The sequence below is a fragment of the Agrobacterium sp. NPDC090273 genome, from assembly GCF_044772305.1.
Lineage (GTDB): Bacteria > Pseudomonadota > Alphaproteobacteria > Rhizobiales > Rhizobiaceae > Agrobacterium.
Genome location: NZ_JBIVYN010000001.1, coordinates 1,166,311 through 1,190,152, shown reverse-complemented (window position 1 = coordinate 1,190,152; position 23,842 = coordinate 1,166,311). Strand labels below are relative to the sequence as shown.

At 57.6% G+C, this 23,842-nt stretch carries 23 protein-coding genes; 7 read left to right on the top strand and 16 right to left on the bottom strand.

Annotation, left to right across the window (positions count from 1 at the left end; genetic code table 11):
* Positions 1–292 precede the first annotated feature (292 nt).
* From ACIQT8_RS05895 to ACIQT8_RS05885, 3 genes are read right to left on the bottom strand one after another with little or no spacing between them, the layout of a single operon-like run.
* Positions 293–2,674: an LPS-assembly protein LptD gene (locus ACIQT8_RS05895; RefSeq protein ID WP_400964197.1), complete on the bottom strand. Its 2,382-nt coding sequence runs from the start codon at positions 2,672–2,674 to the stop codon at positions 293–295.
* Positions 2,674–3,762, bottom strand: coding sequence for an LPS export ABC transporter permease LptG (gene lptG, locus ACIQT8_RS05890; RefSeq protein ID WP_138795697.1), 1,089 nt, complete (start codon positions 3,760–3,762; stop codon positions 2,674–2,676). The genes ACIQT8_RS05895 and lptG overlap by 1 nt, the downstream gene beginning before the upstream one ends.
* A complete protein-coding gene (locus ACIQT8_RS05885) occupies positions 3,759–4,928 on the bottom strand; it encodes an LptF/LptG family permease (protein WP_400964195.1) in 1,170 nt (389 codons plus the stop codon). The genes lptG and ACIQT8_RS05885 overlap by 4 nt, the downstream gene beginning before the upstream one ends.
* A 292-nt stretch (positions 4,929–5,220) precedes the next feature.
* Here ACIQT8_RS05885 and ACIQT8_RS05880 point away from each other — a divergent pair, with 292 nt between their 5' ends.
* The 3 genes from ACIQT8_RS05880 to ACIQT8_RS05870 all read left to right on the top strand — a co-directional run bounded on the left by ACIQT8_RS05880 (position 5,221) and on the right by ACIQT8_RS05870 (position 8,561).
* The gene (locus ACIQT8_RS05880; RefSeq protein ID WP_400964193.1) at positions 5,221–6,714 is read left to right on the top strand and encodes a leucyl aminopeptidase; all 1,494 of its coding nucleotides are present in this window, start codon (positions 5,221–5,223) and stop codon (positions 6,712–6,714) included.
* Positions 6,715–6,767: 53 nt separating this feature from the next.
* A complete protein-coding gene (locus ACIQT8_RS05875; RefSeq protein WP_262525180.1) occupies positions 6,768–7,217 on the top strand; it encodes a DNA polymerase III subunit chi in 450 nt (149 codons plus the stop codon).
* A gap of 315 nt (positions 7,218–7,532) precedes the next feature.
* Positions 7,533–8,561, top strand: a complete 1,029-nt coding sequence (locus tag ACIQT8_RS05870) for a sensor domain-containing diguanylate cyclase (RefSeq protein ID WP_400964191.1) — start codon at positions 7,533–7,535, stop codon at positions 8,559–8,561.
* Positions 8,562–8,567: 6 nt separating this feature from the next.
* Here ACIQT8_RS05870 and ACIQT8_RS05865 read toward each other — a convergent pair whose 3' ends face one another.
* The 4 genes from ACIQT8_RS05865 to ACIQT8_RS05850 all read right to left on the bottom strand — a co-directional run bounded on the left by ACIQT8_RS05865 (position 8,568) and on the right by ACIQT8_RS05850 (position 13,517).
* Complete coding sequence (locus ACIQT8_RS05865) at positions 8,568–9,494, bottom strand: Gfo/Idh/MocA family protein (protein ID WP_400964189.1); 927 nt, start codon at positions 9,492–9,494, stop codon at positions 8,568–8,570.
* A 111-nt stretch (positions 9,495–9,605) separates the two neighbouring features.
* Positions 9,606–10,451, bottom strand: a complete 846-nt coding sequence (locus tag ACIQT8_RS05860) for a polysaccharide deacetylase family protein (protein ID WP_400964187.1) — start codon at positions 10,449–10,451, stop codon at positions 9,606–9,608.
* A 94-nt stretch (positions 10,452–10,545) separates the two neighbouring features.
* The gene (locus ACIQT8_RS05855) at positions 10,546–12,429 is read right to left on the bottom strand and encodes an ABC-F family ATP-binding cassette domain-containing protein (RefSeq protein ID WP_400964185.1); all 1,884 of its coding nucleotides are present in this window, start codon (positions 12,427–12,429) and stop codon (positions 10,546–10,548) included.
* Between the two features lie 59 nt (positions 12,430–12,488).
* On the bottom strand, positions 12,489–13,517 hold the full coding sequence (locus ACIQT8_RS05850) for a GGDEF domain-containing protein (RefSeq protein ID WP_400964183.1): 1,029 nt from the start codon (positions 13,515–13,517) through the stop codon (positions 12,489–12,491).
* 265 nt (positions 13,518–13,782) lie between these two features.
* Between ACIQT8_RS05850 and ACIQT8_RS05845 the strand changes: the two genes are divergently transcribed.
* Positions 13,783–14,478 carry a glutathione S-transferase family protein gene (locus tag ACIQT8_RS05845; RefSeq protein WP_138795689.1) on the top strand — a complete coding sequence of 232 codons (696 nt, stop codon included), beginning with the start codon at positions 13,783–13,785 and terminating at the stop codon, positions 14,476–14,478.
* 103 nt (positions 14,479–14,581) lie between these two features.
* Positions 14,582–15,004, top strand: a complete 423-nt coding sequence (ndk, locus tag ACIQT8_RS05840) for a nucleoside-diphosphate kinase (RefSeq protein ID WP_138795688.1) — start codon at positions 14,582–14,584, stop codon at positions 15,002–15,004.
* A gap of 102 nt (positions 15,005–15,106) precedes the next feature.
* Here ndk and ACIQT8_RS05835 read toward each other — a convergent pair whose 3' ends face one another.
* Positions 15,107–15,610 carry a hypothetical protein gene (locus ACIQT8_RS05835; RefSeq protein ID WP_400964180.1) on the bottom strand — a complete coding sequence of 168 codons (504 nt, stop codon included), beginning with the start codon at positions 15,608–15,610 and terminating at the stop codon, positions 15,107–15,109.
* The gene (locus ACIQT8_RS05830) at positions 15,607–16,158 is read right to left on the bottom strand and encodes a CGNR zinc finger domain-containing protein (protein ID WP_400964178.1); all 552 of its coding nucleotides are present in this window, start codon (positions 16,156–16,158) and stop codon (positions 15,607–15,609) included. Before ACIQT8_RS05830 ends, ACIQT8_RS05835 begins: the two co-directional genes overlap by 4 nt.
* A gap of 59 nt (positions 16,159–16,217) precedes the next feature.
* Between ACIQT8_RS05830 and ACIQT8_RS05825 the strand changes: the two genes are divergently transcribed.
* Positions 16,218–17,114, top strand: a complete 897-nt coding sequence (locus ACIQT8_RS05825; RefSeq protein WP_400964176.1) for a branched-chain amino acid ABC transporter permease — start codon at positions 16,218–16,220, stop codon at positions 17,112–17,114.
* 3 nt (positions 17,115–17,117) lie between these two features.
* Here the strand turns inward: ACIQT8_RS05825 and ACIQT8_RS05820 are convergent, their stop codons facing one another.
* The 5 genes from ACIQT8_RS05820 to ACIQT8_RS05800 form a co-directional block, all read right to left on the bottom strand.
* Positions 17,118–17,582, bottom strand: a complete 465-nt coding sequence (locus ACIQT8_RS05820; protein WP_400964404.1) for a molybdenum cofactor biosynthesis protein MoaE — start codon at positions 17,580–17,582, stop codon at positions 17,118–17,120.
* A gap of 7 nt (positions 17,583–17,589) precedes the next feature.
* Positions 17,590–17,844 (bottom strand): molybdopterin converting factor subunit 1, encoded by a 255-nt coding sequence (gene moaD, locus ACIQT8_RS05815; protein ID WP_400964174.1) that lies wholly within the window; start codon positions 17,842–17,844, stop codon positions 17,590–17,592.
* The gene (pgsA, locus tag ACIQT8_RS05810) at positions 17,844–18,431 is read right to left on the bottom strand and encodes a CDP-diacylglycerol--glycerol-3-phosphate 3-phosphatidyltransferase (protein WP_138795682.1); all 588 of its coding nucleotides are present in this window, start codon (positions 18,429–18,431) and stop codon (positions 17,844–17,846) included. The genes moaD and pgsA overlap by 1 nt, the downstream gene beginning before the upstream one ends.
* 100 nt (positions 18,432–18,531) lie before the next feature.
* Entirely contained in the window at positions 18,532–20,574 is a 2,043-nt protein-coding gene (gene uvrC, locus ACIQT8_RS05805) for an excinuclease ABC subunit UvrC (RefSeq protein ID WP_400964172.1), read from the bottom strand.
* On the bottom strand, positions 20,571–21,359 hold the full coding sequence (locus ACIQT8_RS05800; RefSeq protein ID WP_400964170.1) for an SDR family oxidoreductase: 789 nt from the start codon (positions 21,357–21,359) through the stop codon (positions 20,571–20,573). The genes uvrC and ACIQT8_RS05800 overlap by 4 nt, the downstream gene beginning before the upstream one ends.
* Before the next feature lie 350 nt (positions 21,360–21,709).
* Between ACIQT8_RS05800 and ACIQT8_RS05795 the strand changes: the two genes are divergently transcribed.
* Positions 21,710–22,366, top strand: a complete 657-nt coding sequence (locus ACIQT8_RS05795; RefSeq protein WP_138795680.1) for an outer membrane protein — start codon at positions 21,710–21,712, stop codon at positions 22,364–22,366.
* An 85-nt stretch (positions 22,367–22,451) separates the two neighbouring features.
* On the opposite strand, the gene ACIQT8_RS05790 is transcribed toward ACIQT8_RS05795, so the two are convergent.
* Entirely contained in the window at positions 22,452–23,048 is a 597-nt protein-coding gene (locus ACIQT8_RS05790; protein ID WP_262525199.1) for a glutathione S-transferase, read from the bottom strand.
* Between the two features lie 19 nt (positions 23,049–23,067).
* Positions 23,068–23,826, bottom strand: a complete 759-nt coding sequence (locus ACIQT8_RS05785; RefSeq protein WP_400964167.1) for a ribonuclease — start codon at positions 23,824–23,826, stop codon at positions 23,068–23,070.
* Positions 23,827–23,842: the final 16 nt, after the last annotated feature.

Genomic DNA, 23,842 nt, shown 5'->3' with positions numbered 1-23,842 from the left:
TCGGGCAGGCAAGGTTTTCGGCTTGCCCGGCAGTCTGTTCCGTCCGTCCTGCGCGAATACCGCCTTGCGGTTCGTCACTGTCAGACATCGGCTTGTTCATCCGCGCCGCGAACGCGACCCGTATATATCATCGCGATCCGCAAAACGGCAATGCGTCGATCTTCCAAATGAAAATCAAAAAAATCGGGATCAACACTGGCGATCTCTTGCGGCGAAAGCGTGGCGGACGAGGCCGCTACGACACGCTGAAGACGAAAACGGAGCGCATTTGCCCTGCGCTCCGTTTTTCAGCTTAGTAGTTGTTCGGTTTCCAGCCGATATCCATGTCGCTCCAGTCCTCATTGGCAGAGCCGACACTGATATCGCCGAGCGTGCGGAAGGCAATGCGGGCATTGATCGACCAGTCGTTGGCAGACTGTCTGTTCGACGTGATCGTGCCTTCATCCGAATAGCTGACTGTGAAGATCGTGCATTCGTCCTGATAGAGAATACCGACGCGGCGCTCTTCGGCGAACTTGCCGTTCAGGTCGTAGTTGATCGAACCGAACAACGACCAGTTATCGGTCATGCGAAGGGAACCGGATGCCTGAATGATGTCACGGTCTTCGTTGTAGCCGTATTTCGGCTGCGCCTTAACCTGCGTATAGCTGACCTTGCCGGTTACGCGGCGATCGGAATAGGCAACACCTGTTTCAGACCGGTTGATTTCGAGGTCATCCTTGTCAAGACGGACACTCGTCGAGAAGGAAAGGCCGATCGGCGCGTCGAAGGCTGCCATCGCGACATAGTCCGAACGATCGGACTCAAGACCGGAATTGGCACCGGCATTGACCAGATCGTAGGAAGCAAAGGAATTTTCGCCCGCGAGATGGAACGACTGACCGGCAATCGCTCGCACGCCATACCCATTATCGAATGTGCCGTTATAGCGGAAACCGATGTTTGCGCGCGTACCGCCTTCGATGCGATCGTAGCCGGAGAATTTGTCACGATCGAACAGGTTGGTCGCGTCGAACACGAACGCCTGCGCATCCTCGTTCGGGAAACGACCGGAATAGGATTCGTCCGGACGCACGAAGATCTGCGCGATCGGCTCGATGACATGGTTGCTGTTCGCAGCCGTGAACAACCACGGATAACGCACTTCAAGACCACCCGTGACCATGCCACGCAACGCTGCGTCGTCCTGCATCATGCCTTCATAGGCATAAGAGGTGCCGCCGGAGGTGAAGCTTGCCGGAGACATGTCCGACCACATGGCGTCGCCACGTGCGGCGAAGAGCGGCGTCAACTGCACGCCGCTGTCGAATGTGAAGGTACGCTTCCATTCGGCTTCGGTCGTGAAGCGCGTGTAATCGCCTTCCAGGCCGTTGAAGCGCGAATAACCACCAAGTGCATAGGCATCCTGTTTCAGACGCGTGATGCTGGTAAGGTTGGTTGTCAGCGACAACTCGCCACCATACATCGGGTCCGGTACGAAATAGCGGTAGTCGAGAACCGGGTGAACGATTGCCTGTTTGCGCTCTTCAGATTCGGAATCATCAGTGTCCTGAACGTTGAAGTAATAGGCGTTCAGGTCGAACTTGTTCCGCTCGCCGATGCCCGTCAGGTAGAACTGGTTCGTCTGAACGTCGTTCTTGTAGCCCGGGAGATTATAGGTGCGCGAAAAGTTGTTGTCGGTCTGGACCATGGCGTCCCAGCCGAACGCCCAGCGTGGATTGATGCTGAAGTCGCCCTTGCTGGCAATCATGCCGCGGGTGTCGTTCAGCGCATCGCTGGTTCCGGCCGTGAAGGTGTCGGAGCTCTGCTGGTCGATGCCAGCCATCCGCACCGTATGGTAGCCGGTTTCAAAACGTTGACGGATTTCAGCCTGCAGAAGCAGACCCTGCGTCGTGTAATAGGTCGGCGTAACAGTCACGTCTGCCGTGTCGGACAGGACGTGGAAATAGGGCACGCCGATGCCGAAACCGAGATTATCGGTGATGCTCATCTGCGGGAACAGGAAGCCAGACTTCCGCTTCACGGTGTTATCCGGAACAGTCAGGAACGGCAGATAGCCGATCGGCTGTCCGAAAAGCTCGAAACGGGCTTTTTCCAGACGCACTGTGTGGGTCTTTCCGTCCTGAACGACGCGCTCGGCCTTGACCTGCCAGAGCGGTGCCTTGTCGGGGCGTTGCGCGCACGGCAGACAGGCGGTGTAGACACCGTTGTTCAGCACCATCACATCGCTGTCGAGGCGTTCTGCGCTCTCGCCGGCAATACGGGTGTTGTCAGGTGTCTCGACACGCAGGGCGTTTACGAAGCCCTGAGCAAAGTCGTCAGTGACATCCAGCTCATCGGCATAGATCTTGTTGCCGCTCGGCTCGATCAGCTCGATGTTGCCGCGTGCGATCACGCGGCCGGTCTGCTGGTTATATTCCACTTGCTGGGCCACCATGCGGTAACCCGAATAATGCATGCGAACCACACCCTTCGCGATAATGCGTTCTGCATCACGGTTATAGGTCAGTTCATTCGCTGTAAGCAGGAGTTTCGAATCGTCTTGGCTTCCGGGCGCAAAGATGCCGTCCTGGCCGATAGCGACCTGTCCGGATGCCAGATATGCGCACACAGCGGCACCTGTCAGAAGGGCCGTCCAAAGCCGCCTGATATTCCCGCGGTCATATACCGCCACTAGCCGTCCTCCTGATGAAGCAAAATCGTTGCACCTAGCGCCAACGCAACGGTGACTGGAACCCAGACCGCCACGAAGGGAGGGACAACGCCACTGCTCCCGAACGCTCTTACGAGCACGGTTATTACATAAAGCACGAAGCCGGAAACGATTCCACCCAGAATCACGGAGCGCGATTGGGCGAAGCGGCTGAACTTTAGTGAAACGGTCGCGGCGATCAAGGTCATCGCGACCAAAAGAAGAGGCGTCGATAGCAGAAAGTGATACTGCGTTTCGAGCGCCTTCGAAGAGAGGCCGAAAGACTTCGCGATCTCGATCTTGCGAGAAAGATCAAAGAAAGCAACGGTTTCCGCCTGAGTCATCCGTTCCTGAACGAATTCCTGTCTCAGATTGGTACTGATACGGGTGCTGTCTTGCCGAACTGGCACATGGCCAGGTCGCGTCTCTGTCACACCGTTAAGAAGCCAGTAACCATCTTCCAACTTAGCCGACTTCGCATCCTGTCTGGAAACGATGTTACCGCTCTTGTCGAGGTGCACCAGAACGACGTCGAGAAGCAGCGTTCCGTTGTCCTCGAAGCTCTTTGCGCCGATGATCGTATCCTGCCCGCCACTCGACTGGCGAAGCCACGGAATGACGTCCTGCTGACGGCCGGCATTGGCCTCGTTACGCCAGCCGGCCTCCATCGAAAGCGACTGGTTTTGGCCCCAGGCAGCAATCGGGTTGAGCACGGTCACGGACAATATGCCGATCAGCACCGAGCCGAGCACGAATGGCAGAATGAACTGCCAGGCCGAAATTCCGGCTGCGCGCGTCACCACCAGCTCATAACGCCGGTTGAGCGAAATAAGCGTCGTCATACCCACGAAGAGCGCGATGAACGGAACGGTCTGTTGAAGAATAAGCGGCAGTCGCAGTGCCGTCAGGCCGAGTGCCGCGGGCACGGAATATCCGGGCAGGCTGGACATGCGTCTGGCCGTTTCGCTGAAGTCAGCGAGATAGATGATCGCTGAAACGCCGAGAACGAACCAGACGGCCGTCATCAAATAGCGTCTCAGAAAATAGCGGGCGAGGGTGTTGAAGATCATACGTTGCCGCTCCCCGAACTGCGCGCCATTCTGTCGGTGAACAGTCGGCGCAAGCGCCCGGCGGCATTGGCGATGAATTTCGGCGTTCTGGGCTTGCGACCCGTCATGAGCACGAATGCTGCCGCCGCGCCGCTGAGGCCAGGAACGGCATAAACCAGCGGAATGAAGGCGGCGCTCTGCTTGACCTGGTTGGTGACGTAGAAGCCGGCCCAGCGCAGCATGAAAGCTGTGATGAGGGCGGCGACCATCGGATGAAGCCGCGCTTCACGATGCGAACGGGCATCTGCCGCGATCACCAGCGAAATCAGTGCAAAGGAGAAAGCGAACAGCCAGTCGGACAGGCGCTTGTGCAATTCGCTTCGGAAGCTCTCCGGCGCGCGGGCGTAGCTCGAATTGCTCTCATCGGGAGACAGAAGGAAGCCAAGGCTCGCGTCGCTCGGAGAGAGTGACTGCTCGGTGTCCTTTTTCTCCGACATGGTGGAGAGATCGAATGCGTAGGAGAGGAACTTGACGATCGAAACCTTGCCGTCAGGCGTCTTCTGTTGCACCTCACCGTCGCGCATCGTCAGCGACGTGCCGCTCTCGTCGATCATGCCTTCCTTGGCGTAATAGATGAGGTCGAAGTTGGGGTCGCGGCGGTCGGCAACAAACAGACCTTTGAGAATGCGGCCCTGCCGCTGTCCGATCTGAACGTAGAGACCATCCTGAATGGTGCGGAACGTCTTTTCCTCGATCACCGACGACAGGAGGTCCGCATAGGCGGCGGCAACCATCTGCCGCGCCGAATTGCGGGCAGGCGGTTCGATGAAGTTGGTGATGGTGAAGGACAGCGCACTCAGCACGGCTGCGAGAACGAGAACAGGGCGAAACATGATCATGCGCGGCGCACCGGCCGCATCGATGATGGCAAGCTCGGAATCGTTGTTCATCGCCGTGAATGTCTGCGTGATGCCGATAACCAGCGCAAACGGCAGAACGACAGGAATGAGCGTCGGAAGAATCATGGTCGCAAGCGCCATGAATGACCCCATCGACTGACCGGTATCCGTCACCAGATTGATTCTCTGGAGAACCTGGATGGTCCAGATGATGGCCAGCACCGGAAGCAGGGCTACCAGAAACATCTGCGTTGTCCGTCGCAGGATATAGTTCTCGAGAAGCTTCATGCGGCCCTTGTTGTCGTCATTTGCTCGTGTGATCGGCGAGCGGATTTCCGCCTATCTAATCGCAACATTTGCGCTTGGCGACTCCGGACCACTCACAAATCTGTTTTGTGCGACGTTTTTTCCCGGCTCTGTGTCTTTTTGTGGAACACCGCTGCCACATCACCGAATTTGGAATTTCTTTCCATGTTTCATAAAAATGCCTTTCGCTTTAAAGATTGCGGGGTTGCACGGGGTTTTGAAAAGGCCATGATCGCGTGCACCCGATCAGTTTGTTCAGCAAGAGCAGGAAAACATGTCCGCCAAATTCGATATTTCTTTCGCCAGTTCCGTTTCGCTCGATGGCGCTCTCGCCATTTTGTTGCAGGCATCGGGTGGCGATTGGCAGCCCGCCGGTACAGCCGACGCTGACCCCGAAGCGATCGTTGCAAAGGCGGCCAGGATCTCCGGTTTCTCCGGCAAGTCCATGACGACGCTTGATGTCATCGCGCCGCACGGTTCCAGTGCCGACCGCCTGCTGGCCATTGGCCTCGGCAAGCCTTCGAAGCTTACGGCCCACGATTGGCTGCGTGTCGGCGGTACGGCAGCCGCAGGCTTCAAGAAGGCGGAAAAGGTTGTCGTTTTCCTTGATGCCCCGGGCGTCGAGGTCACCGGGCAGGCGGCAGCCGATTTCGCCCTCGGTCTCCTGCTGCGTGCTTACACCTTCGATGCCTACAAGACGAAGAAGAAGTCCGAAGACGAAAAGACACCAAAGAAGGTGGACGTCGTGATTGTCACGGCTGCCCGCGAGGAAGCGGAAAAGGCATTTGAGGTGACGCAGGCGATTGCAGGCGGCGTTGTTCTGGCCCGCGATCTCGTCAACCTGCCGCCGAACGTGCTTGGTCCAGTGGAATTCGCAGAAAAGGCTGAAGAACTGCAGAAGCTTGGTGTCGAGGTTGAAATCCTGGGCGAAAAGGAACTGAAGAAGCTTGGCATGAATGCGCTTCTTGGAGTGGCGCAGGGCTCTGCCCGCCCGCCACGGCTTGCCGTCATGCAGTGGAATGGTGGTTCCAAGAAGGACACGCCGATCGCCTTCGTCGGCAAGGGCGTTGTGTTCGATACCGGCGGCATTTCGCTGAAGCCCGGCCTTAACATGGAAGACATGAAGGGCGACATGGGTGGTGCGGCTGCCGTGACTGGCCTGATGCATGCACTTGCCGCCCGTAAAGCCAAGGCGAATGTCGTTGGCGTGATTGGTCTTGTGGAAAACATGCCGGATGGCAATGCCCAGCGTCCGGGCGATATCGTCACCTCTATGTCCGGCCAGACCATCGAGATCATCAACACCGATGCGGAAGGCCGTCTCGTTCTGGCCGACGCGCTCTGGTACACGAAGGATCGTTTCGATCCGAAGTTCATGATCAATCTGGCAACGCTCACCGGTGCGATCACCGTGGCGCTTGGCAATCTGCAGGCCGGATTGTTCTCGAATGACGACGAACTCGCCGGCCGTCTGACACAGGCGGGTGAAGACACGGCTGAAAAGCTCTGGCGCATGCCGCTCGGCAAGGACTATGACAAGATCATCGATTCCAAGTTCGCGGACATGAAGAACAGTGCTGGCCGGCTTGCCGGTTCGGTGACCGCTGCCCAGTTCCTCAAGCGCTTTGTGGGTGACACGCCATGGGCGCACCTGGATATCGCAGGAACGGCGATGGGTTCGCCACTGACCGAGATCAACCAGTCCTGGGGTTCCGGTTACGGCGTACGCCTTCTGAACGAACTCGTTCGCGCGCACTACGAAGACTGATAACAGGCAGCTCCTTCGGGAGCTGCGCATAAACTGAGGCGACAGACTGACCGATGACCGAAATTCTGTTCTATCACCTGACGGAATCGAAGCTGGAGGATGCCCTGCCGCCCTTGCTTGAAAAATCGCTGGAACGCGGCTGGAAGGTCGCGGTCCAGACAACGGATGCTGAACGGCGCGATTTTCTCGATTCCCATTTGTGGACGTATCGGGATGACAGCTTTCTGGCGCACGCGACGGATGCTGCGGCCTCGCCGGAGAACCAGCCCGTTCTTCTGACCGCCTCGGATGCAAACGGCAACAGCGCCAGCGTCCGCTTCCTGATCGACGGCGCCGAACCGCCGCCGGTCGAGCCTTACGAACGCATCGTGTTCATGTTCGATGGCTATGACGCGTTCCAGCTTGAAACGGCGCGCAATCATTGGAAACGGCTGAAGGGAGAGGGGCACGCCCTGACCTACTGGCAGCAATCGCCGGAAGGGCGCTGGCAGAAAAAGGCCTGACCAAAGGCACCCGTCGCTGCACCAGCGATAGGTTTTTCTCTAAGGGAAACCACGGGCAAAAAATCATATGTAGCACGCAGCGCCAGCTTCTGCATTATGGCCATGACATCGGTCCGGAAACTGGAATCGGGTTCATTCGAAAGATGTTTTAAATCAGTTGGTTAGGGCGCTTTTTTCTCAGTTTTGAAGAATAGGGCGTCCTCGAGACATGGAAGTGACACGATTCCCTTGGAAGCCGGTGTCGGGCAGCAGCGTGATTTCGCTGTGCAACATCCCGCCTGAGCGCTGGGTGTGAGAAGATAGAAGGATAGAAATATGGACCAGATGATTTCATTACCGGATCGGGAAATGGAGCGTCTGATGGCTGTTCGTTCATTGATGTCATTCAAGAATGGTCCGTCGCCGGAGCTGGAGGCTCTCTCCGAGCTCGCGCGCGGCGTCTTTTCCGTTTCACGCGCCTCCGTTCACCTGATGGACGATGACTGGCTCTACATCGTGGAGCAGGCCGGCATGCAATTAGCTGAATGCCCGCGCGATGTCTCAATCTGCAATCGCGTTCTGGCCAAGCAGGATGTCGTGGTCATTCCCGATTTGACCGTCCATCCGGACTTCTGCGCGATGCCTTATGTCCAGGAAGGCCCGAAGTTGCGCGCCTATGCGGGCGCACCGATCGAGCTCGAGCCTGGGCTGATTGTCGGTGCGTTCTGCGTCGTCGACACGGTGCCACGGCTGTTCTCCACGGCTGAGATCGACAATCTGCAGCGTTTTGCCGTTCTCGCGACAGCCGTGTTGCGGCTTCAGAAGGCGAATTTCACAATGAGCCTTGCCGAACGCGAACTCCGCAACGCCGCCATGACCGATCCGTTGACAGGATTTTATAATCGCAAGGCACTCGACGTGCTGGTCGATCTGCAGCTTGCTCTGGCCCTGCGCGAAAACGAGACGTTCGGTGCGCTCTATATGGATATGGATGGCTTCAAGATCATCAACGATACCTTTGGCCATTCGGCTGGCGACTGCGTTCTGGCGGCCGCCGCCAATCGTATCCGCACCGTAACCCGCAATGACGATATCGTCGTGCGCATGGGTGGCGATGAGTTCGCCATTTTCGTTCCGCGTCCCGATGGTCCGGAGACGATGAGCGTGCTGGCGGATCGCCTGTTGTGCGCTTTCCGCGAGCCCTTCGATATCGATGGCCGTCAGGTTGTTTCGCGGCTGAGTATTGGCGGGGCAATTGCGCCACAGGCCGGTGCCGACCGGGCAACGCTTCTGTCAAATGTCGATGAAGCGCTTTATCAGGCTAAAAAAGCCGGGCGCGACCGTTATGTCAGTCGCGCCCTCTGATCAGTCTCAGTCGTAGAACGAATCCACGAACTTGTGGCGACCGAGCAGAAAGGCATCGGCCACGTGGGTCAGCGGCGCCAGATCGACGTCCGATTTGCCCGCCTTGATGATTTCGGCGAAGCGTTCGTAAAGGGCAGGGTATTCACGTTCCGGTTCGGAAAGCTTCATGTCGCCATTGATCGACAGCTTAGCGCCGCCTTCGGAAAGCACCATCTGACCGTCTGCCGTCTCGGCAATGATGTCCCAGCTCTGCTTGCCCGTCTGACGCCAGTCGAACTCGGCGTGAACCGGCATCTTCGTCACATCGGAAAAATGCACGTCTGCGGCGATTGGCGCATCACGGTTTTCCGGGAATTCCAGCGTAGCTTTGGTGATGAACAGGGCGCGTGGCAGGATGTGGGTGATGATGGAGAGAGCGTTGATGCCGGGATCGAAGACGCCGAGACCGCCCGCCTGCCAGATCCATTCCTGGTTCGGATGCCAGTGGCGCACATCTTCCTTCCAGATGACGTGAACGCTCTCGATCTTCGTCGAGGCCAGAAAAGCCTTGGCAGCTTCGACGGCGGGTGCGTAACGCGAATGCCAGCTTGCAAACAGCGAGAGACCCTTGCTGTCGGCGAGGCGAACAAGATCCTGCACCTCCGAAAGCGTCGCGCCCGGCGGCTTTTCGAGGAAGACGTGCTTGCCGGCGTTCAAAGCCGTGTAAGCGGCTTCATAACGGTACTGCGGCGGCATACAGAGCGAGACCGCGTCGATCTGCGGAACAGCCTCGAGCATGGCTTCGATATTGTTGTAGGAAGCGATACCGTCGACGGTGCCGTGGCGGCTGGCCGTGGCGATCAGTTCGAAATCGGGATTGCCTGCAATGGCGGGAAGATGCTGGTCGCGAACGATCTTGCCGACGCCGACGATGGCGAGTTTGGTGGCTGACATGCGTAGTACCCGTGTCTGTGTTTCACTCGAAAAATAACATTTTTGAAGTGTTGTAGCAGAAAGCAATGGCCGGGCAAGATATCGCCATCGCTTCTTTTCGGGTTGATTTTATTAGAGTGCTGCGACCAGCATCGGCAATTTCTGCGGTGCCTTGTAGCGCAAATGTACGACTTTATAGCCTTCCGCCTTCAATTGCGTCAGCAATGCCGGCAGCATGGCGGCGGTGCGCTTGTGAATGTCATGCATCAGAATGATGCCGCTGCCGCGATGACGCAAGGCCTCAATGGTGCGTGACGCCACCACGGCGGGTGCATCCTTGAAATAGTCCTTTGAGTCGATCTGCACATCCATCACCACTGTACCGCGCGAGGCAAGCGAATGGCGAAGCCGCGATGTATCGGCAAGGTAAGGGAAGCGGAAGAAAGGAACGTCTGTTTCGGTGGCGTCGGCAACGGCCTTGGCGCCCTTCGATATTTCGTTCAGTGCCCGGTCGAAGGAGAGGTGCGCGAGGTTGGGGTGGCTGTAGGTATGGCTGCCGATGCTGTGCCCGTCGGACACGACCTTGCGGGCAAGCTCCGGGTGGGCCTTTGCCATTTCACCGACCATCAAGAAGGTCGCCTTCACGCCGAATTCGTCAAGCGTCGCCAGAATATTCTCGGTCTTGCCGGGCACCGGGCCATCGTCGAAACTGAGAACGACTTCCTTGTTCGCCAGGCTGATGTCGGAAATCGACGAGACCTCGATGTCACGGCCCGCAAGAGCGCTGGGATGTCTCGGCCGCACCCAGGCAGCGGGAGAGAGCGGGACGGGATCGCTTGCATCGGCATGACCCGCCGGATTGGCGGGCATCGTGGCGGCGAACGCCGTTTTCAGAGAGCCATCTCCCTGCGGTTTGCCTGCGCAGCCTGAAAGGATGGCAGCCACGATAACGGCAACGGAAACGACGCGAATGGACATGGAAAAACTCGGCTCAAAAGCAGCAAATCAACTGCTCCCGAATTTCTCCGATTATGGTTAATGAGGCGTTACCGCTGGTTGTCGATCCTTGCCGTCACACCGCCATGGCTTCTTCGTACTCGCCGGAGAGCATCAGCCATTGTTCTTCGGCATCGGCCAGCTTGCTTGCCGCTTCGCCACGTTCCTTGACCTTCTGGGCAGCCTTGGCAGGCGCCTTTTCGTAAAGGGCAGGGTCGGCCAGCTCCTTGTCGAGTGACTGAATCAGTTTCTCAAGCTTTGCCGTCAGGGATTCGATTTCATTGATCTTTTTCTTGAGCGGAGCGAGTTGCGCACGCTTTTCGGCATTCGCCTTGCGCTGGTCGGCCTTCGAGGCCTGGTCACTGGCAATGTCTGGCTTGTCGTCCTTCTTCTTGCCGGAGGACACGACGATATCGCGATATTCCTCCATGTCGCCTTCGAAGGTCTTCACGGTGCCATCCGCCACCAGCCACAGCCGGTCGACGGTCGCTTCGATCAGGTGACGGTCGTGCGAGATCAGGATGACGGCACCGTTATAATCGTTCAGCGCTTCGATCAGTGCCCGGCGGCTGTCGATATCAAGGTGGTTGGTCGGTTCGTCGAGAATGAGCAGATGCGGCGCATGGAAAGCCGCAAGTCCCATCAGCAAGCGGGCTTTTTCGCCACCTGAGAGGTCTTTCGCGGCCGTGGCCATCTTTTCCGTCGTCAGGCCCATCTGTGCCACGCGGGCGCGAACCTGCGCTTCAGCGGCCTGCGGCATCAACTTGCGCACATGTTCGACCGGCGTTTCGTTCGGAACGAGATCGTCGAGCTGATGCTGGGCAAAGAAACCGATTTTCAGACCGGATGCGACACGCAGATCGCCCGCCTGCGGCGCAAGGCGACCGGAGATGAACTTGGCAAACGTCGACTTGCCGTTGCCGTTCGAACCGAGCAGCGCGATGCGGTCATCATTGTCGATGCGCAGGTTCAACTGCTTGAGAATGGACTTGCCCGGCTCATAGCCGACAGCGCCGCCATTGATGGCTACGATCGGGGAAGCCGGCTGCTTTTCCGGCTCCGGAAAGGTGATCGGCTGCACGTGATCTTCGATCACCGCCGCGACCGTTCCCATGCGCTCCAGTGCCTTCACGCGGCTTTGTGCCTGCTTGGCCTTGGATGCCTTGGCCTTGAAACGATCGATGAAGCTCTGCAGATGTTTGCGCGCCGCATCATTCTTGGCCTTGGCCTTCATCTGCAATTCGTCAGCTTCAGCCTTCTGACGCTCGAACTGGTCGTACCCGCCGCGATAGAAGGTCAGTTTCTTCTGATCGAGGTGAACGATCGAGTTGACCGCGTTGTTCAGGAGGTCGCGGTCGTGGCTGATGATGATAACGGTATGCGGATAGCGGCGGATATAATCCTCCAGCCACAACGTCCCTTCAAGGTCGAGATAGTTGGTCGGTTCGTCGAGAAGCAAAAGGTCAGGCTCGGCAAACAGTACGGAGGCGAGCGCGACGCGCATTCGCCAGCCGCCGGAAAACGACGAGGCCGGGCGAAGCTGGGCTTCCTGGTTGAAACCGAGACCGGCGAGAATGCTGGAGGCGCGCGCTTCCGCAGAATGGGCGTCAATATCGACAAGGCGCATCTGGATTTCAGCGATGCGATGCGGATCGGTCGCCGTTTCGGCTTCGGCCAGCAGCGCGGCGCGCTCCTTGTCGGCTGACAGCACGATCGAAATCAGCGACTCCTCGGTGCCCGGCGCTTCCTGGGCGACCTGGCCGATCCGGGCCTGTTTGGGAATGGTGACCAATCCGTTTTCCGCCGCGAGGTCACCGGTGATGACGCGAAACAGCGTGGATTTGCCGGCGCCGTTACGGCCGACAAGGCCCGCTTTCACACCGGCAGGCAGCGTGACACTGGCGTTGTCGAGAAGCAGGCGTCCTGCGATACGGGCGGAAAGATCGGTAATCGTAATCATGCCGCCGTTTTGTCTGAACTCTGCGCCCGATGCAAGAGCGTCGAAAGGTGGTTCGCGGTTCAGCCGCCGAGTTGCAGAAGATAGCTGTTGCGACTGCGCTGTGCGACGTCCCTGGAGTAACCGACGACGCAGTTGCGCGCGCTGCTTCTGGCGGCAAGAAGCGCCAGTTCTGCGTGGCTGTAGAATTCGGCCGGCGTTGCCGCGCCGTCCAGTGCCGCAACACCGACTGAAATCGTCAGATGGTCACCATCGCCGTCCCTGGTGGCAAAGCGAAGATCCTCGACGCTGCGGCGCAGACGCTCCGCAATGCTCTGTGCGGTGTTTTGCGCCACACCCATGAAGATGAACGCGAATTCGTTGCCGCCGATACGCGCGACGAAGTCATCCTTCTTGATTGTCTTGCGAAATAGCGCGGCCAGTCGCCGCAACGCCTTGTTGCCGGCAGCCGGACCGTATTTCGCATTGATTTCGCGGAAATGGTCGATGTTGACCAGCAGCATGGAGGCTGCGGAAGGCGCATCGCTTTCCTCATACATTGCGGTCAGCTTTTCGAGAAAGGCTGCACGGTTCGGCAGCGTCGTCAGCGTATCGCGCAAGGAGACAGCCTGAATATGTGTGCTGTTTTTTTCGGTGGCGCGAATTTTCTGCAAGCCGTGAGCAAGGAAGTTTTTCAGGCTCGTTTGCTCATCGTGAATATCGCGCACCAGTCGCGACACATGTTCGGGTTCTACGGTCTGCATCGAGGACAGAAAAACCTCGGTGCGATGCAGACCGGCATCCAGACGGGCCGCTATCTGCTCAAGCGTTTCTGCTGCGTCGTTGGTGGCCTTGCTCGCCGCGATACGGGAAAAACCCGCCAGACCATGTCGCTGGCCGACGATATCAAGCTCGTGCTGCTGTGGCGCGTTGCCAAGTGCAAGCACCTCACGACCCATGGCCGGGTTATGGCCTGCCAATATCTCGAAGATCAGTTCGTAATTGCGTGGCAGGGGAGCAATGTTCATCTTCGCGATGAACTGCGTGATCTTGGTAACGATCAGGCTGTTCTTCGCGTTCTCACGATGTCTGTCGCCGTTCGGAATAGTCACGTGCAGCCCCAACACTGTTGTTACGATGCGCAAACCGGAAATCACGGTTGCGGAATGATAATGTTTTATCGGGTTGGTTGCTTAAAATACCATAAAGCACTGAGAAGCATGCGTTTTATGCTTACCAAAATATTGTCCGATATGGTCTGTGTTGCGAAACGTCACATCCATCTCTGATGGGTGCCATGACATTTCCTGATTTGATTTCGCCGCGGCGCCGTTCTTATATCGTTATCCGCATGGTCCTATTGAAAGGTGCTGTTGTATGTCGACGTCCAGAACGCTGTATTCCCTGTGTGGAAGCGATGCTTCCCGTCCTTTTTCGCCCCATTGCTGGAAGACAGTTCTTTCGCTGGCGCACAAGGGCCTGGACTTCGAAGAACGTCCCTTGCCGTTCACGGCAATTCCAAGCGCCGAGGGTGGTTTTTCCAAAACCGTGCCGATCCTCAGGGACGGCGACCAGCTTATAAGCGACAGCTTCGAAATCGCCCTTTATCTGGACGAGGTCTATCCGGAGCGGCCGTCGCTCTTCAATGGTGAGGGTGGCAAGGCAATGGCACGTTTCGTGGAAAGCTGGTCGCAGACCCAGCTCCATCCGGCCATCGTGCGCATCGCCGTTCTCGATATTCACGATATGCTGGATGAACCGGATCGCCTTTATTTCCGTGAAAGCCGTACCAAAGCGCTCGGCCGTTCACTGGAAGCGGCGGTGGCCAACCGCGAGGCTGAAATTGCCGCCTTTCCGACGTTGTTGACGCCGATCCGCCGCATGCTGGGCTTCCAGCCTTTCATCGGTGGCATGACACCGTTGTTTGCGGATTATATCGTTTTCGGGGCGTTGCAGTGGGCGCGCATCACCACGGGAGCGGACCTGTTTACCGAAAACGACCCGGTTCGTGGCTGGTTCGAGAGCTGCCTCGATCTCTATGATGCGAAGGGTCGCAGTGTGACAGCGGCGTGAAATGTCTGGCTTCCCAATTGCAAAGTGGTCTATCCCCCTTGTTTTCGGGCCTTTGGGCGGGTAAACACCGCCCACTTTCTCTGAAGGAAAAGGAAACGGACACATGGCGATTGAACGCACATTTTCGATGATCAAGCCGGACGCAACTAAGCGTAACCTGACTGGCGCGATCACCAAGGTATTTGAAGACAACGGCCTGCGCGTCATCGCGTCCAAGCGCGTTTGGATGAGCAAGCGCGAAGCAGAAGGCTTCTACGCTGTTCACAAGGAACGTCCTTTCTTCGGCGAACTCGTTGAAGGCATGACCTCTGGCCCGACCATCGTTCAGGTTCTGGAAGGCGAAAACGCAATCCTCAAGAACCGCGAAATCATGGGCGCGACGAACCCGGCACAGGCTGCTGAAGGCACCATCCGCAAGACCTTCGCACTGTCCATCGGCGAAAACTCCGTTCACGGTTCCGACGCTCCGGAAACCGCTGTTCAGGAAATCGCTTACTGGTTCGCCGAAACCGAAATCGTCGGCTGATTCAGTTTATCAGGCACTTGAATCCATCCGTCAGGGATTGGGTTCAAGAGACTGAAATGACTCAAGGAAACGGAGCCGAAAGGCTCCGTTTTTCTTTTCCGGTCATGTCGCCGGGCAATCCTGCACTGGCCGCATATCGGTCGTGCCATCCTGCTTGAATACCTCAGGGTTGGGGGTATAGAGCGGTCCCACCACCAGGGGCTTTGCGGGCAGCAGGGACTGGTCGGTGTCAGAGGTGATGCTTGTCTCTATGGTCTGTATCACATGTCCATCCGGCGCTTTCAGCCGTATCTTCACCGCATAAGGACGTCCTTCCCGGATGCATTCCACCGGTGGGCTCTGCAGGACGATCTTCTGATTTTTCGGAAAAAGCGGCTCCTTGATGGAAAACGCATCGCCGCCGCGTGGATTTTCGAACTCGGCCTCGATGCTGCTGCCATCCTTGATCGGGGCGTTTGGCTGAAGCGTCACCAGATAAGTCGCGGTAGCCACACGATAGTTGAACACGAACATGCGGCCGGAAACCTTGGCAATTTCCCTTTGCTCTTCCCGCTGGCAGGCGGTGAGAGCAAGCGTGGCAAGAATGACAGCAACGACCGATCTCATGATGCCGTTTCCTTTTTTCGCCGATAATGCTTCGCTGCCTTCTGGCGATTGCCGCACACTGCCATGTCGCACCAGATGCGACTGCGGTTCTTGCTGCGGTCGATGAAAAGCCAGCCGCAATTTCCGCAGATTCTCAGGCGGTCCCGATCCTGTCCGGCAATCAGCGTCAGCGCCGAATGTGCCGTGGCATTGGCGAGGCTTTCGGCCAATGGAAATGCCCGCAACGCCGATCCGCAGGCAAAGAGCAGATCAGCCAGCCTGCCGTCATCACCTTTCCCGTCGATGATACATCCACGAAAATAGCGGTCGATCGTCTCTCTCAGTTCAAGCAGTGTGGCCCGGTTCGTTGGGGCAGGCGCCGTCAATGCCGGGAATCTGTCTCGCTCGGCGCACAGTTTTATCGCTGCGTCCGCAAAACTTTCGACCTGTTCAGGTACCGCAAAGCGATCAACCGACTTTTCGGCGTCGAAACGAAGTATGACGCTGTTGGCAACGTCCAGTGCCAACGCGCCGCCAGCAAAACGGTGTGCAGTCCAGCAAAAGGTCATGGTGTAATTGTAACTGTTAAAAATGATTTTGATAGTTATAATTCTTGCGGGAGGGCGGCATGGCGTATTTCCTGCAACAGCTTTTGAACGCAGTGCCGGTCGCCGCGCTCTATGCGATGCTGGCCTTCGGGTACGCTGTTGCCTTTTCCATCACCAAGCGTGCCGATGTCACCTATGGCGCGATTTTCGCATTTGCCGGTCAGACATGCCTGCTGTTTGCAGATTTTGGCTGGAACCAGCTTTGGCTGATCCTGCCCGCCACCCTTGCACTTGGGGCAGGCATGGGCCTGTTTGGCGGCCTGTGGGCAGCGGCCGTCATGGGAAGGACGGTCATGCGCCCGTTGGTAACAGCGTCGCCCAATGCCGTGATGGTTGCCTCGGTCGGTGCGCTGATTGCTTTGACTGAAAGCGCCAGACTGGCCGCCGACACGCGGCAATTGTGGCTTCCGCCGCTGCTGTCGCAGCCTGTGGCGTTCTGGCAGGACGGGAGTTTTGCCGTCACGCTCATACCGATGCAGATGGTAAACACCGCCATCTTCGGTCTCGTCGTTCTGGTTGGCGCGCTATATCTGACACGATCATCCCTGGGGCGCCGTTGGAAGGCGGTATCTGACGATCCGCTTGCCGCTTCCTTGTGCGGTGTCGATGCAGGCCGGGTGTTTCTCATGTCCTATTGCGCGGCGGGGTTGGTCGCCTCCATCGGCGGCGTGCTGGCAACCTTTTATTACGGCACCATGGATTTCGGTGCGGGTTTGGTCTTCGGGTTGAAGATCGTGCTGATTTCGGCGGCAGGAGGATATACCAGCCCGCTTGTCTGCGCGCTTGGTGCGGCGGCCATCGGCGTCATCGAAACGCTCTGGTCGGGCTACGGCCCGGTGATGTGGCGGGACGCTGCGGTATTGGTCATGCTGGTTTTCTGGCTTGTCATCATGCGCAGCGCCCGTGAGACGCCGTGACGCCTAGCGCCACTTGTCCTTTGCCTTGTCGTCGGCTTTCTTGGATTTGATCCAGTCGCCAGCCTTGTCGTCCTTGCCATGCTCCTTTTTCCAGAACGGGGCAGAGGTTTTCAGATAGTCCATGACAAAGTTGGCGCCATCGAAAGCGGCCTGGCGGTGCGAGGAGGCGGCAATGACCAGAACGATATTGTCGCCAGCGGCAATCTTGCCGTGGCGGTGGATCGCGGTCAGGCCGAGAAGGTTGAAGCGTTCGATGGCAAGCGTGGCAATGCGGTTCATTTCCGCTTCCGCCATGCCGGGGTAATGTTCCAGTTCCAGCGCGGCCAGCGTGCCGCCGTCATCCCTGCAAAGTCCGGAAAAGGCCACCACCGCGCCGATGCTTTTGTCGGCGGCCGTCAGCTTACGCGTTTCTTCGGCGGCGTCGAAATCATCAGCCTGCACGCGAATGGTCGGTGTGACGGCCTGTATCAAAGGTTCAGCCTCCCGTCATGGGCGGAAAAATGCCGATCTCGCGCGCTCCGACAATGTTTTCATCGTGCTCGACATGTTCCTGATTGACGGCAACGCGGATCACATCGGGAAACTCGAAGGCGGCTTCATAGTTTTCGCCAAGGGTCGTGAGGTAGGCGATCAGTTCGCCTGCCGTTGTGACAGAAACCGGAATGTCTATTTCTTCCTCGGCTGTGCCGATCTTCTCTCGAACCCAGGCGAAATAAACGATCCGGGTCATCAGTCTGCATCCACGATATGCTTGAGGCCGGCCTTGAAGTAGTCGTAGCCGGTGTAGATGGTCAGTGCCGCAGCAATCCACAGCAGCGTAATTCCCATCTCGGTGGTGTAGGGCAGAACCTGATCGCCAGCCGGGCCTGCCAGCAGGAAGGCAATGGCAACCATCTGGATGGTGGTCTTCCACTTGGCGATGCGGGTCACGGGAACGCTGACCTTGAGTGCTGCCAGATATTCGCGCAGGCCGGAAACCAGAATTTCGCGGCAGAGAATGGTGATTGCAGCCCACAGCGACCAACCGGCAATGGTGCCGTCGGCAGCCATCAGCAGCAGCACGGAGGCGACCAGCAGCTTGTCGGCGATCGGGTCCAGCATGCGGCCGATATTCGAGGTCTGGTTCCAGATACGCGCCAGATAACCGTCAAGAAAGTCCGTCAGCGAGGCAATGATGAAAAGCCAAAGCGCGGTCCAGCGCGCGAAGTCCGAACTCTCCAGCTTCCCCTCGATAAAGAAGCACAAAACAATAACCGGAACCGCGAGAATACGGCCATAGGTGAGGAGGTTGGGAATACTGTATGTGCGCGAAGCCATGGGAAACCTGTCGATCGAATATCTGGCCCTAGATGCCGCCCTGAAGCAGCAGGGTCAACATCTGATTATGGTTTTTTAGCAGTTGGTCTTCACGGTAACGTCACTCGCTGCCGCTCTCGTGAAAATGATTGTAAATTTGTCGCGCTACGGTCTCGGAAATGCCCGCGACAGTCATCAAATCGTTGAGGCCTGCGCGGGACACGGCCTTTGCCGTGCCGAAGTGCTGAAGCAGCGCCCGCTTGCGTCCGGGGCCGATGCCGCTGATTTCATCCAGTGGGTTCTTGATCATTTCCTTCTTGCGCCGTGCCCGGTGTGAACCAATGGCAAAACGGTGCGCCTCATCGCGCATGCGCTGAATGAAATAGAGCACGGGATCACGTGGCGGCAGAGAAAAATCGCTGCGGCTGTCGGCAAAAAACCGCTCGCGCCCGGCGTCGCGGTCGACACCCTTGGCGACGCCGATGGCGATCACGCTGTCGCGAATGTCCAGCTCGTCGAGAATGGCACGTACCGCCGTCATCTGGCCCTGACCGCCATCGATCAGGATCACATCGGGCCAGGCAGGGAAGGGGGCATCAGCCAGTTCTTCCTGGGTGGGTGCCTGCGTCCGGTCGGGTTTGCCTTCTTCCTTCAGCAGTCTGGAAAACCGCCTTGTCATCACCTCGCGCATCATGCCGAAGTCGTCACCGGGCGTGATGTCGGTCGATTTGATGTTGAACTTGCGGTACTGGTTCTTCACGAACCCTTCTGGCCCCGCGACAACCATGCCACCGACGGCATTGGTGCCCATGATATGCGAGTTATCGTAAATCTCGATGCGGCGCGGCACATAGGGAAGGCCGAAGGTCTCGGCAAATCCCTTCAGCAGCCGTGTCTGGGAAGAGGTCTCTGCAAGCTTGCGACCGTGCGCCTCGCGCGCATTGGCAAGAACGTGGTCGGTGATGTCTTTCTTTTCCCCGCGCTGCGGCACGGCGATCGTGACCTTGTGCCCGGCCTTTTCACCCAGCGCGGCGGCCAGCAATTCCTGCTCTTCCACCGTTTCAGACAGCAGGATTTGCCGCGGTACGGGCTTGTCGTCGTAAAACTGCGCCAGGAAGGCGTTGAGAATTTCGGCGCTGGACAGCGAAGGATCGGCTTTCGGGAAATAAGCGCGGTTGCCCCAGTTCTGGCCGGTGCGGAAGAAGAACACCTGAATGCAGGATATGCCGCCTTCATGATGGATCGCGAAGACATCCGCCTCTTCGATACCGGCTGGGTTGATGCCCTGATGGCTCTGGACATGACTGAGCGCTGCCAGACGATCACGGTAAACGGCGGCACGTTCGAAATCGAGATCTTCCGCAGCTTCGTTCATCTGCCGGGCAATTGCGGTCTTCACGCTCTGGCTCTTGCCGGAGAGGAAGTCCTTGGCCTCCTGTACCAGTTCGTCATACCCCGCATCGCTGATTTCATGCGTGCAGGGGCCGGAACAGCGCTTGATCTGATACAGAAGACAGGGGCGTGTTCGTGTTTCGAAAACGCTGTCGGTACAGGTACGGATCAGGAAGGCGCGTTGCAGCGAGTTGATCGTGCGACCAACGGCACCGGCAGAGGCGAAGGGGCCGAAGTAGTCACCCTTTCGGGCACGTGCGCCACGGTGCTTGAAAATCGCAGGCGCACGGCTGTCGGCGGTGATGAGGATATAAGGAAACGACTTGTCGTCGCGCAGCAGCACGTTGAAACGTGGCCGCAGGCGCTTGATGAGATTGGCTTCCAGGAGCAGCGCTTCGGTTTCCGTCCGCGTCGTGACGAATTCCATGTGCACCGTCAGCCGCACCATCTGGCCGATGCGGTTGGAATGAACACGGCCCTGCGCATAGTTGCCGACACGCTTCTTCAGCGAGCGCGCCTTGCCAACATAAAGTACATCACCCGCTTCATTGAACATGCGGTAGACACCCGGCGCATTTGGCAGGTGTTTGACGAATTCGCCGATCAGGTCCATGCCGGTCAGGCCGGATTCGTTCTTCCAGCCCGCAGTCCAGTCGATGCCTTGCGAGGCGCCCGCCTCGGCCGCTTCCGGTGCGACAAGACTGGTGTCATCGTCTTCATCGTCGGTTTCATCGAAGAGAACACCGCCATCCGGCAGCTTCTTTCCGTTCATTCAGGTATCTCCGCCACGTCAGGGGTTTCCCAGCTCAGATGCTGGCCGCCGTCGAGCGCGATCATTTGTCCGGTGATCGACGGCGTGTCAAAAAGAAAGCGAATCGTCCGCCCGAATTCCTCCGGTGCTGGACCTCTCTTTAATATAAGGCCGTCGATTTGTGCCTGAAAGTCCTCCGGCCGCTGTCTTTCGCTTTTGAAGGAAGGGCCGGGGCCAATTGCATTGACCCGCACGCGCGGTGCAAAGCTTTGCGCCATGGTCTGCGTCGCCATCCACAGCGCCGCCTTGGATAATGTGTAGGAGTAAAAGCGGGGATTTGGCGAAAGAACGCGCTGATCGACGATATTGACGATCAGGCCGGAATTTTCGGCAGGCAGGTGCCTGACCAGCTCGGAAGCCAGAATGGAGGGAGCGCGAACGTGAACGGCAAAATGCGCGTCGAAGGCCGCAGCATCCGGTTCGGCAGCGGTATCATGCCGGAAAACCGAGGCGTTGTTGACGAGAACGCCGACAGGTCCGAGCGCCGCTTGGGCCTTCGTAACGAGCTCGGCCGTTTGTGACGATTGTGTCAGATCAGCTTGAAGTGCGACAGCCTTGCCACCGTTCTGCCTTATTTCGTTAGCGAATTCCTCCGCTTCGGCGATTGAGGTGTTGGCATGGATGGCGACGGCAAAACCCTGCGCCGCAAGGTCCGTGGCAATTGCACGTCCCAGCCGGCGTGCGGCCCCGGTTATCAAGACAGTCTTTGGTATATTCTCGCTCACATTCGACCTGCATTTGCTCATACCCGCCCTATGTGATGGATATAAATGCAAATCGCAAGATTTTCTTCAGGCGTTAAAGAAAAAGGTCGAATTTAAGTTTTGATATATTCAAAGTTTAATCGAAATATAATCAAGATTAAATTGGATATACTCTAAATTAAATTTCTGTTATCCTTAATAAAACCTTTGTTGCAGTTAGGCAACGTCAAATTCTAGTCACGCCACTGCCCCAAACAATTCACATTTTGGCTCTTTGATTTCCTCATTCTCCTATCAAATTCAGTTTCCAGAGGGGCGATTAACCCGACGATTTATGCCGTGTCTGAAAAACGTATGTTTTGAGTGCAGCGCGGTCTTGAAAGGAGAATAGCATGCGTATTTTCGTAGCAACCCTGATGGCTTCGACCATGGCCGCAGCGGCCTTTTCTGCCGCTCATGCTGCGGACGCCGTAAATGAAGTGCCGCAGGCACCGGTCGCTTACGACCAGCCAGCACCGGTCAAGGATTGGTCCGGCGCTTACCTCGGTGGTACGGTCAACTACGATTGGGGCCGTTTCAGCTCCAGCAACGACGGTCGTGACGCCAAGGGCGCTGGCGGCGGTCTGTACGGTGGTTACAACTGGCAGAACGGCCAGATCGTTTACGGTGCGGAAGCTGACGTTAACCTCGGCGACGAGCGTGGCTCTGCCGGTACGGTTGCAGGCAACGCTGTTGAAGGCAAGCAGGGCGTAAACGGTTCGGTCCGTGCCCGCGTTGGTTACGACATGAACCCGTTCCTGGTTTACGGTACGGCTGGTCTCGCAGCATCTGACAACAAGGTCCGTGACGCGACCTCCAAGGACAGCGCAACCGCTCTCGGTTACACTGTTGGTGCAGGTGTAGAAGCCATGGTGACCGACAACATCACCGCTCGTCTGGAATACCGCTACAGCGATTACCAGAAGAAGGACTACAGCCTCGACTCCGGCGCCTTCTCGCGCGGTTATGACGACCACTCGGTCAAGGCCGGTATCGGCGTCAAGTTCTGATCCTTATCGGATCATCAATTGGAAAAGCCGGGGTTTACGCCCCGGCTTTTTTGTTTTCCGAATGTCGCATCAAGACCAGGACGTATCAGGCGGCAGCCTTGATCTCGTCATAGGCTTCAAAACGCTTGGCAAATTTTTCCGGCCATGCTGCCAGTTTCTTGCGGCCTTCGGCCCATTCGCCAGCAAAACGCAGGTCGAGATAGCTTATCATCGCGGCAAGGGCGAAATGGCCGCCGTGCAGCTTCTTGCCTGTCTTCGGCAGGTTGGCATTGAGATAGTCTAGTCCGCGGACGACTTTTTTCCACTGCTTGTCGATCCACGGCTGGTGGACCTTTTCCTCCGGCCGGAAGCGGCGCTCGTAAACGATGGCAAGCAGACAATCCATGATGCCGTCGCACAGTGCTTCGAGAACTTCCGCATCCGTGCGTTTCTGATGTTTCTTGGGGTAAAGCTTTCCACCCGACAGACGGTCGAGATAATGCATGATGGCAATGCTGTCATAGACCGAACCACCGTCGTCGAGCAGCAGAACCGGAATTTTGCCGAGCGGATTGTTGTCCATCAGCGTCGCAGGTTCGGCGTTGGTGTCAACGCGGACAGCCGTGATATCTAGGCCGAGATGGCGCGCTGCCATCCGCGCTTTGGCGGAGTAGGGCGAGGCGGGCGAATAAAGCAGTTCCATGGTCTGATCCTGTTAAGGGTTAACGTATGGGAATGATTTCGGTCGTGCTGGCGCGGCAGCCCTTGCGGTCAAGTTCCGGGCAGTCGCGGAAACTCATGTCCTTGTTCATGCATATGCGCACTTCTTCAAGGCGCTTGCCATCGCAACTGATCGAAATGCCGCGTTTGGACATGCCCGGATTACTGTCGGTGAACGCGGTTTCGATGGCGTCTGCCGAGAGCGTTGTCGCTTGTGCGCCCGAAGAAATTGTTGCGGGCAACGTCACGGCTTCGAAGGCTGTCCGTGTGATTGCGAAATACTCTTTCTGCGAAAGGCCGGAGCAGGAGCCATGCTTGCGCCATTGATGGCCGATCAGGCCCATCGATGGCATGATGTCGAACATTGTCCGCCCGAGAGCATCCGGCACGCGCTCCGGCTCATTGCTCTTGCAGAATTCGGGATAACCGCTTTCGTTCTGTGGCCACAGGCCATGCACGACAAAACCGAAGCGCTTGTCGCTGCCGCATTGCTGGCGATTGCCGGAACCGTCCGCACCGGCGCAGAATGCGGGCGACCAGGAGAGAGAAAGAACGTAGAAATCAAAGCCGGTGCCGACAGGAACCGACGCCTTGGTGCCGCCGGAGGTCTGCCTGTTTTGTGTGCCGGCTGGTACGCTCGCGCGCGTCTCGGCAGAAGGGGTGGGTGTCGCAGGCGTGCGGACAGGCTGGTCTTGCCGTGTCCACCACAAAGCCGCAAGCGATAACAGTCCAAGAGCGATGAAACCGGCATAACGTTTCATGGGTAGGCACGTTCTC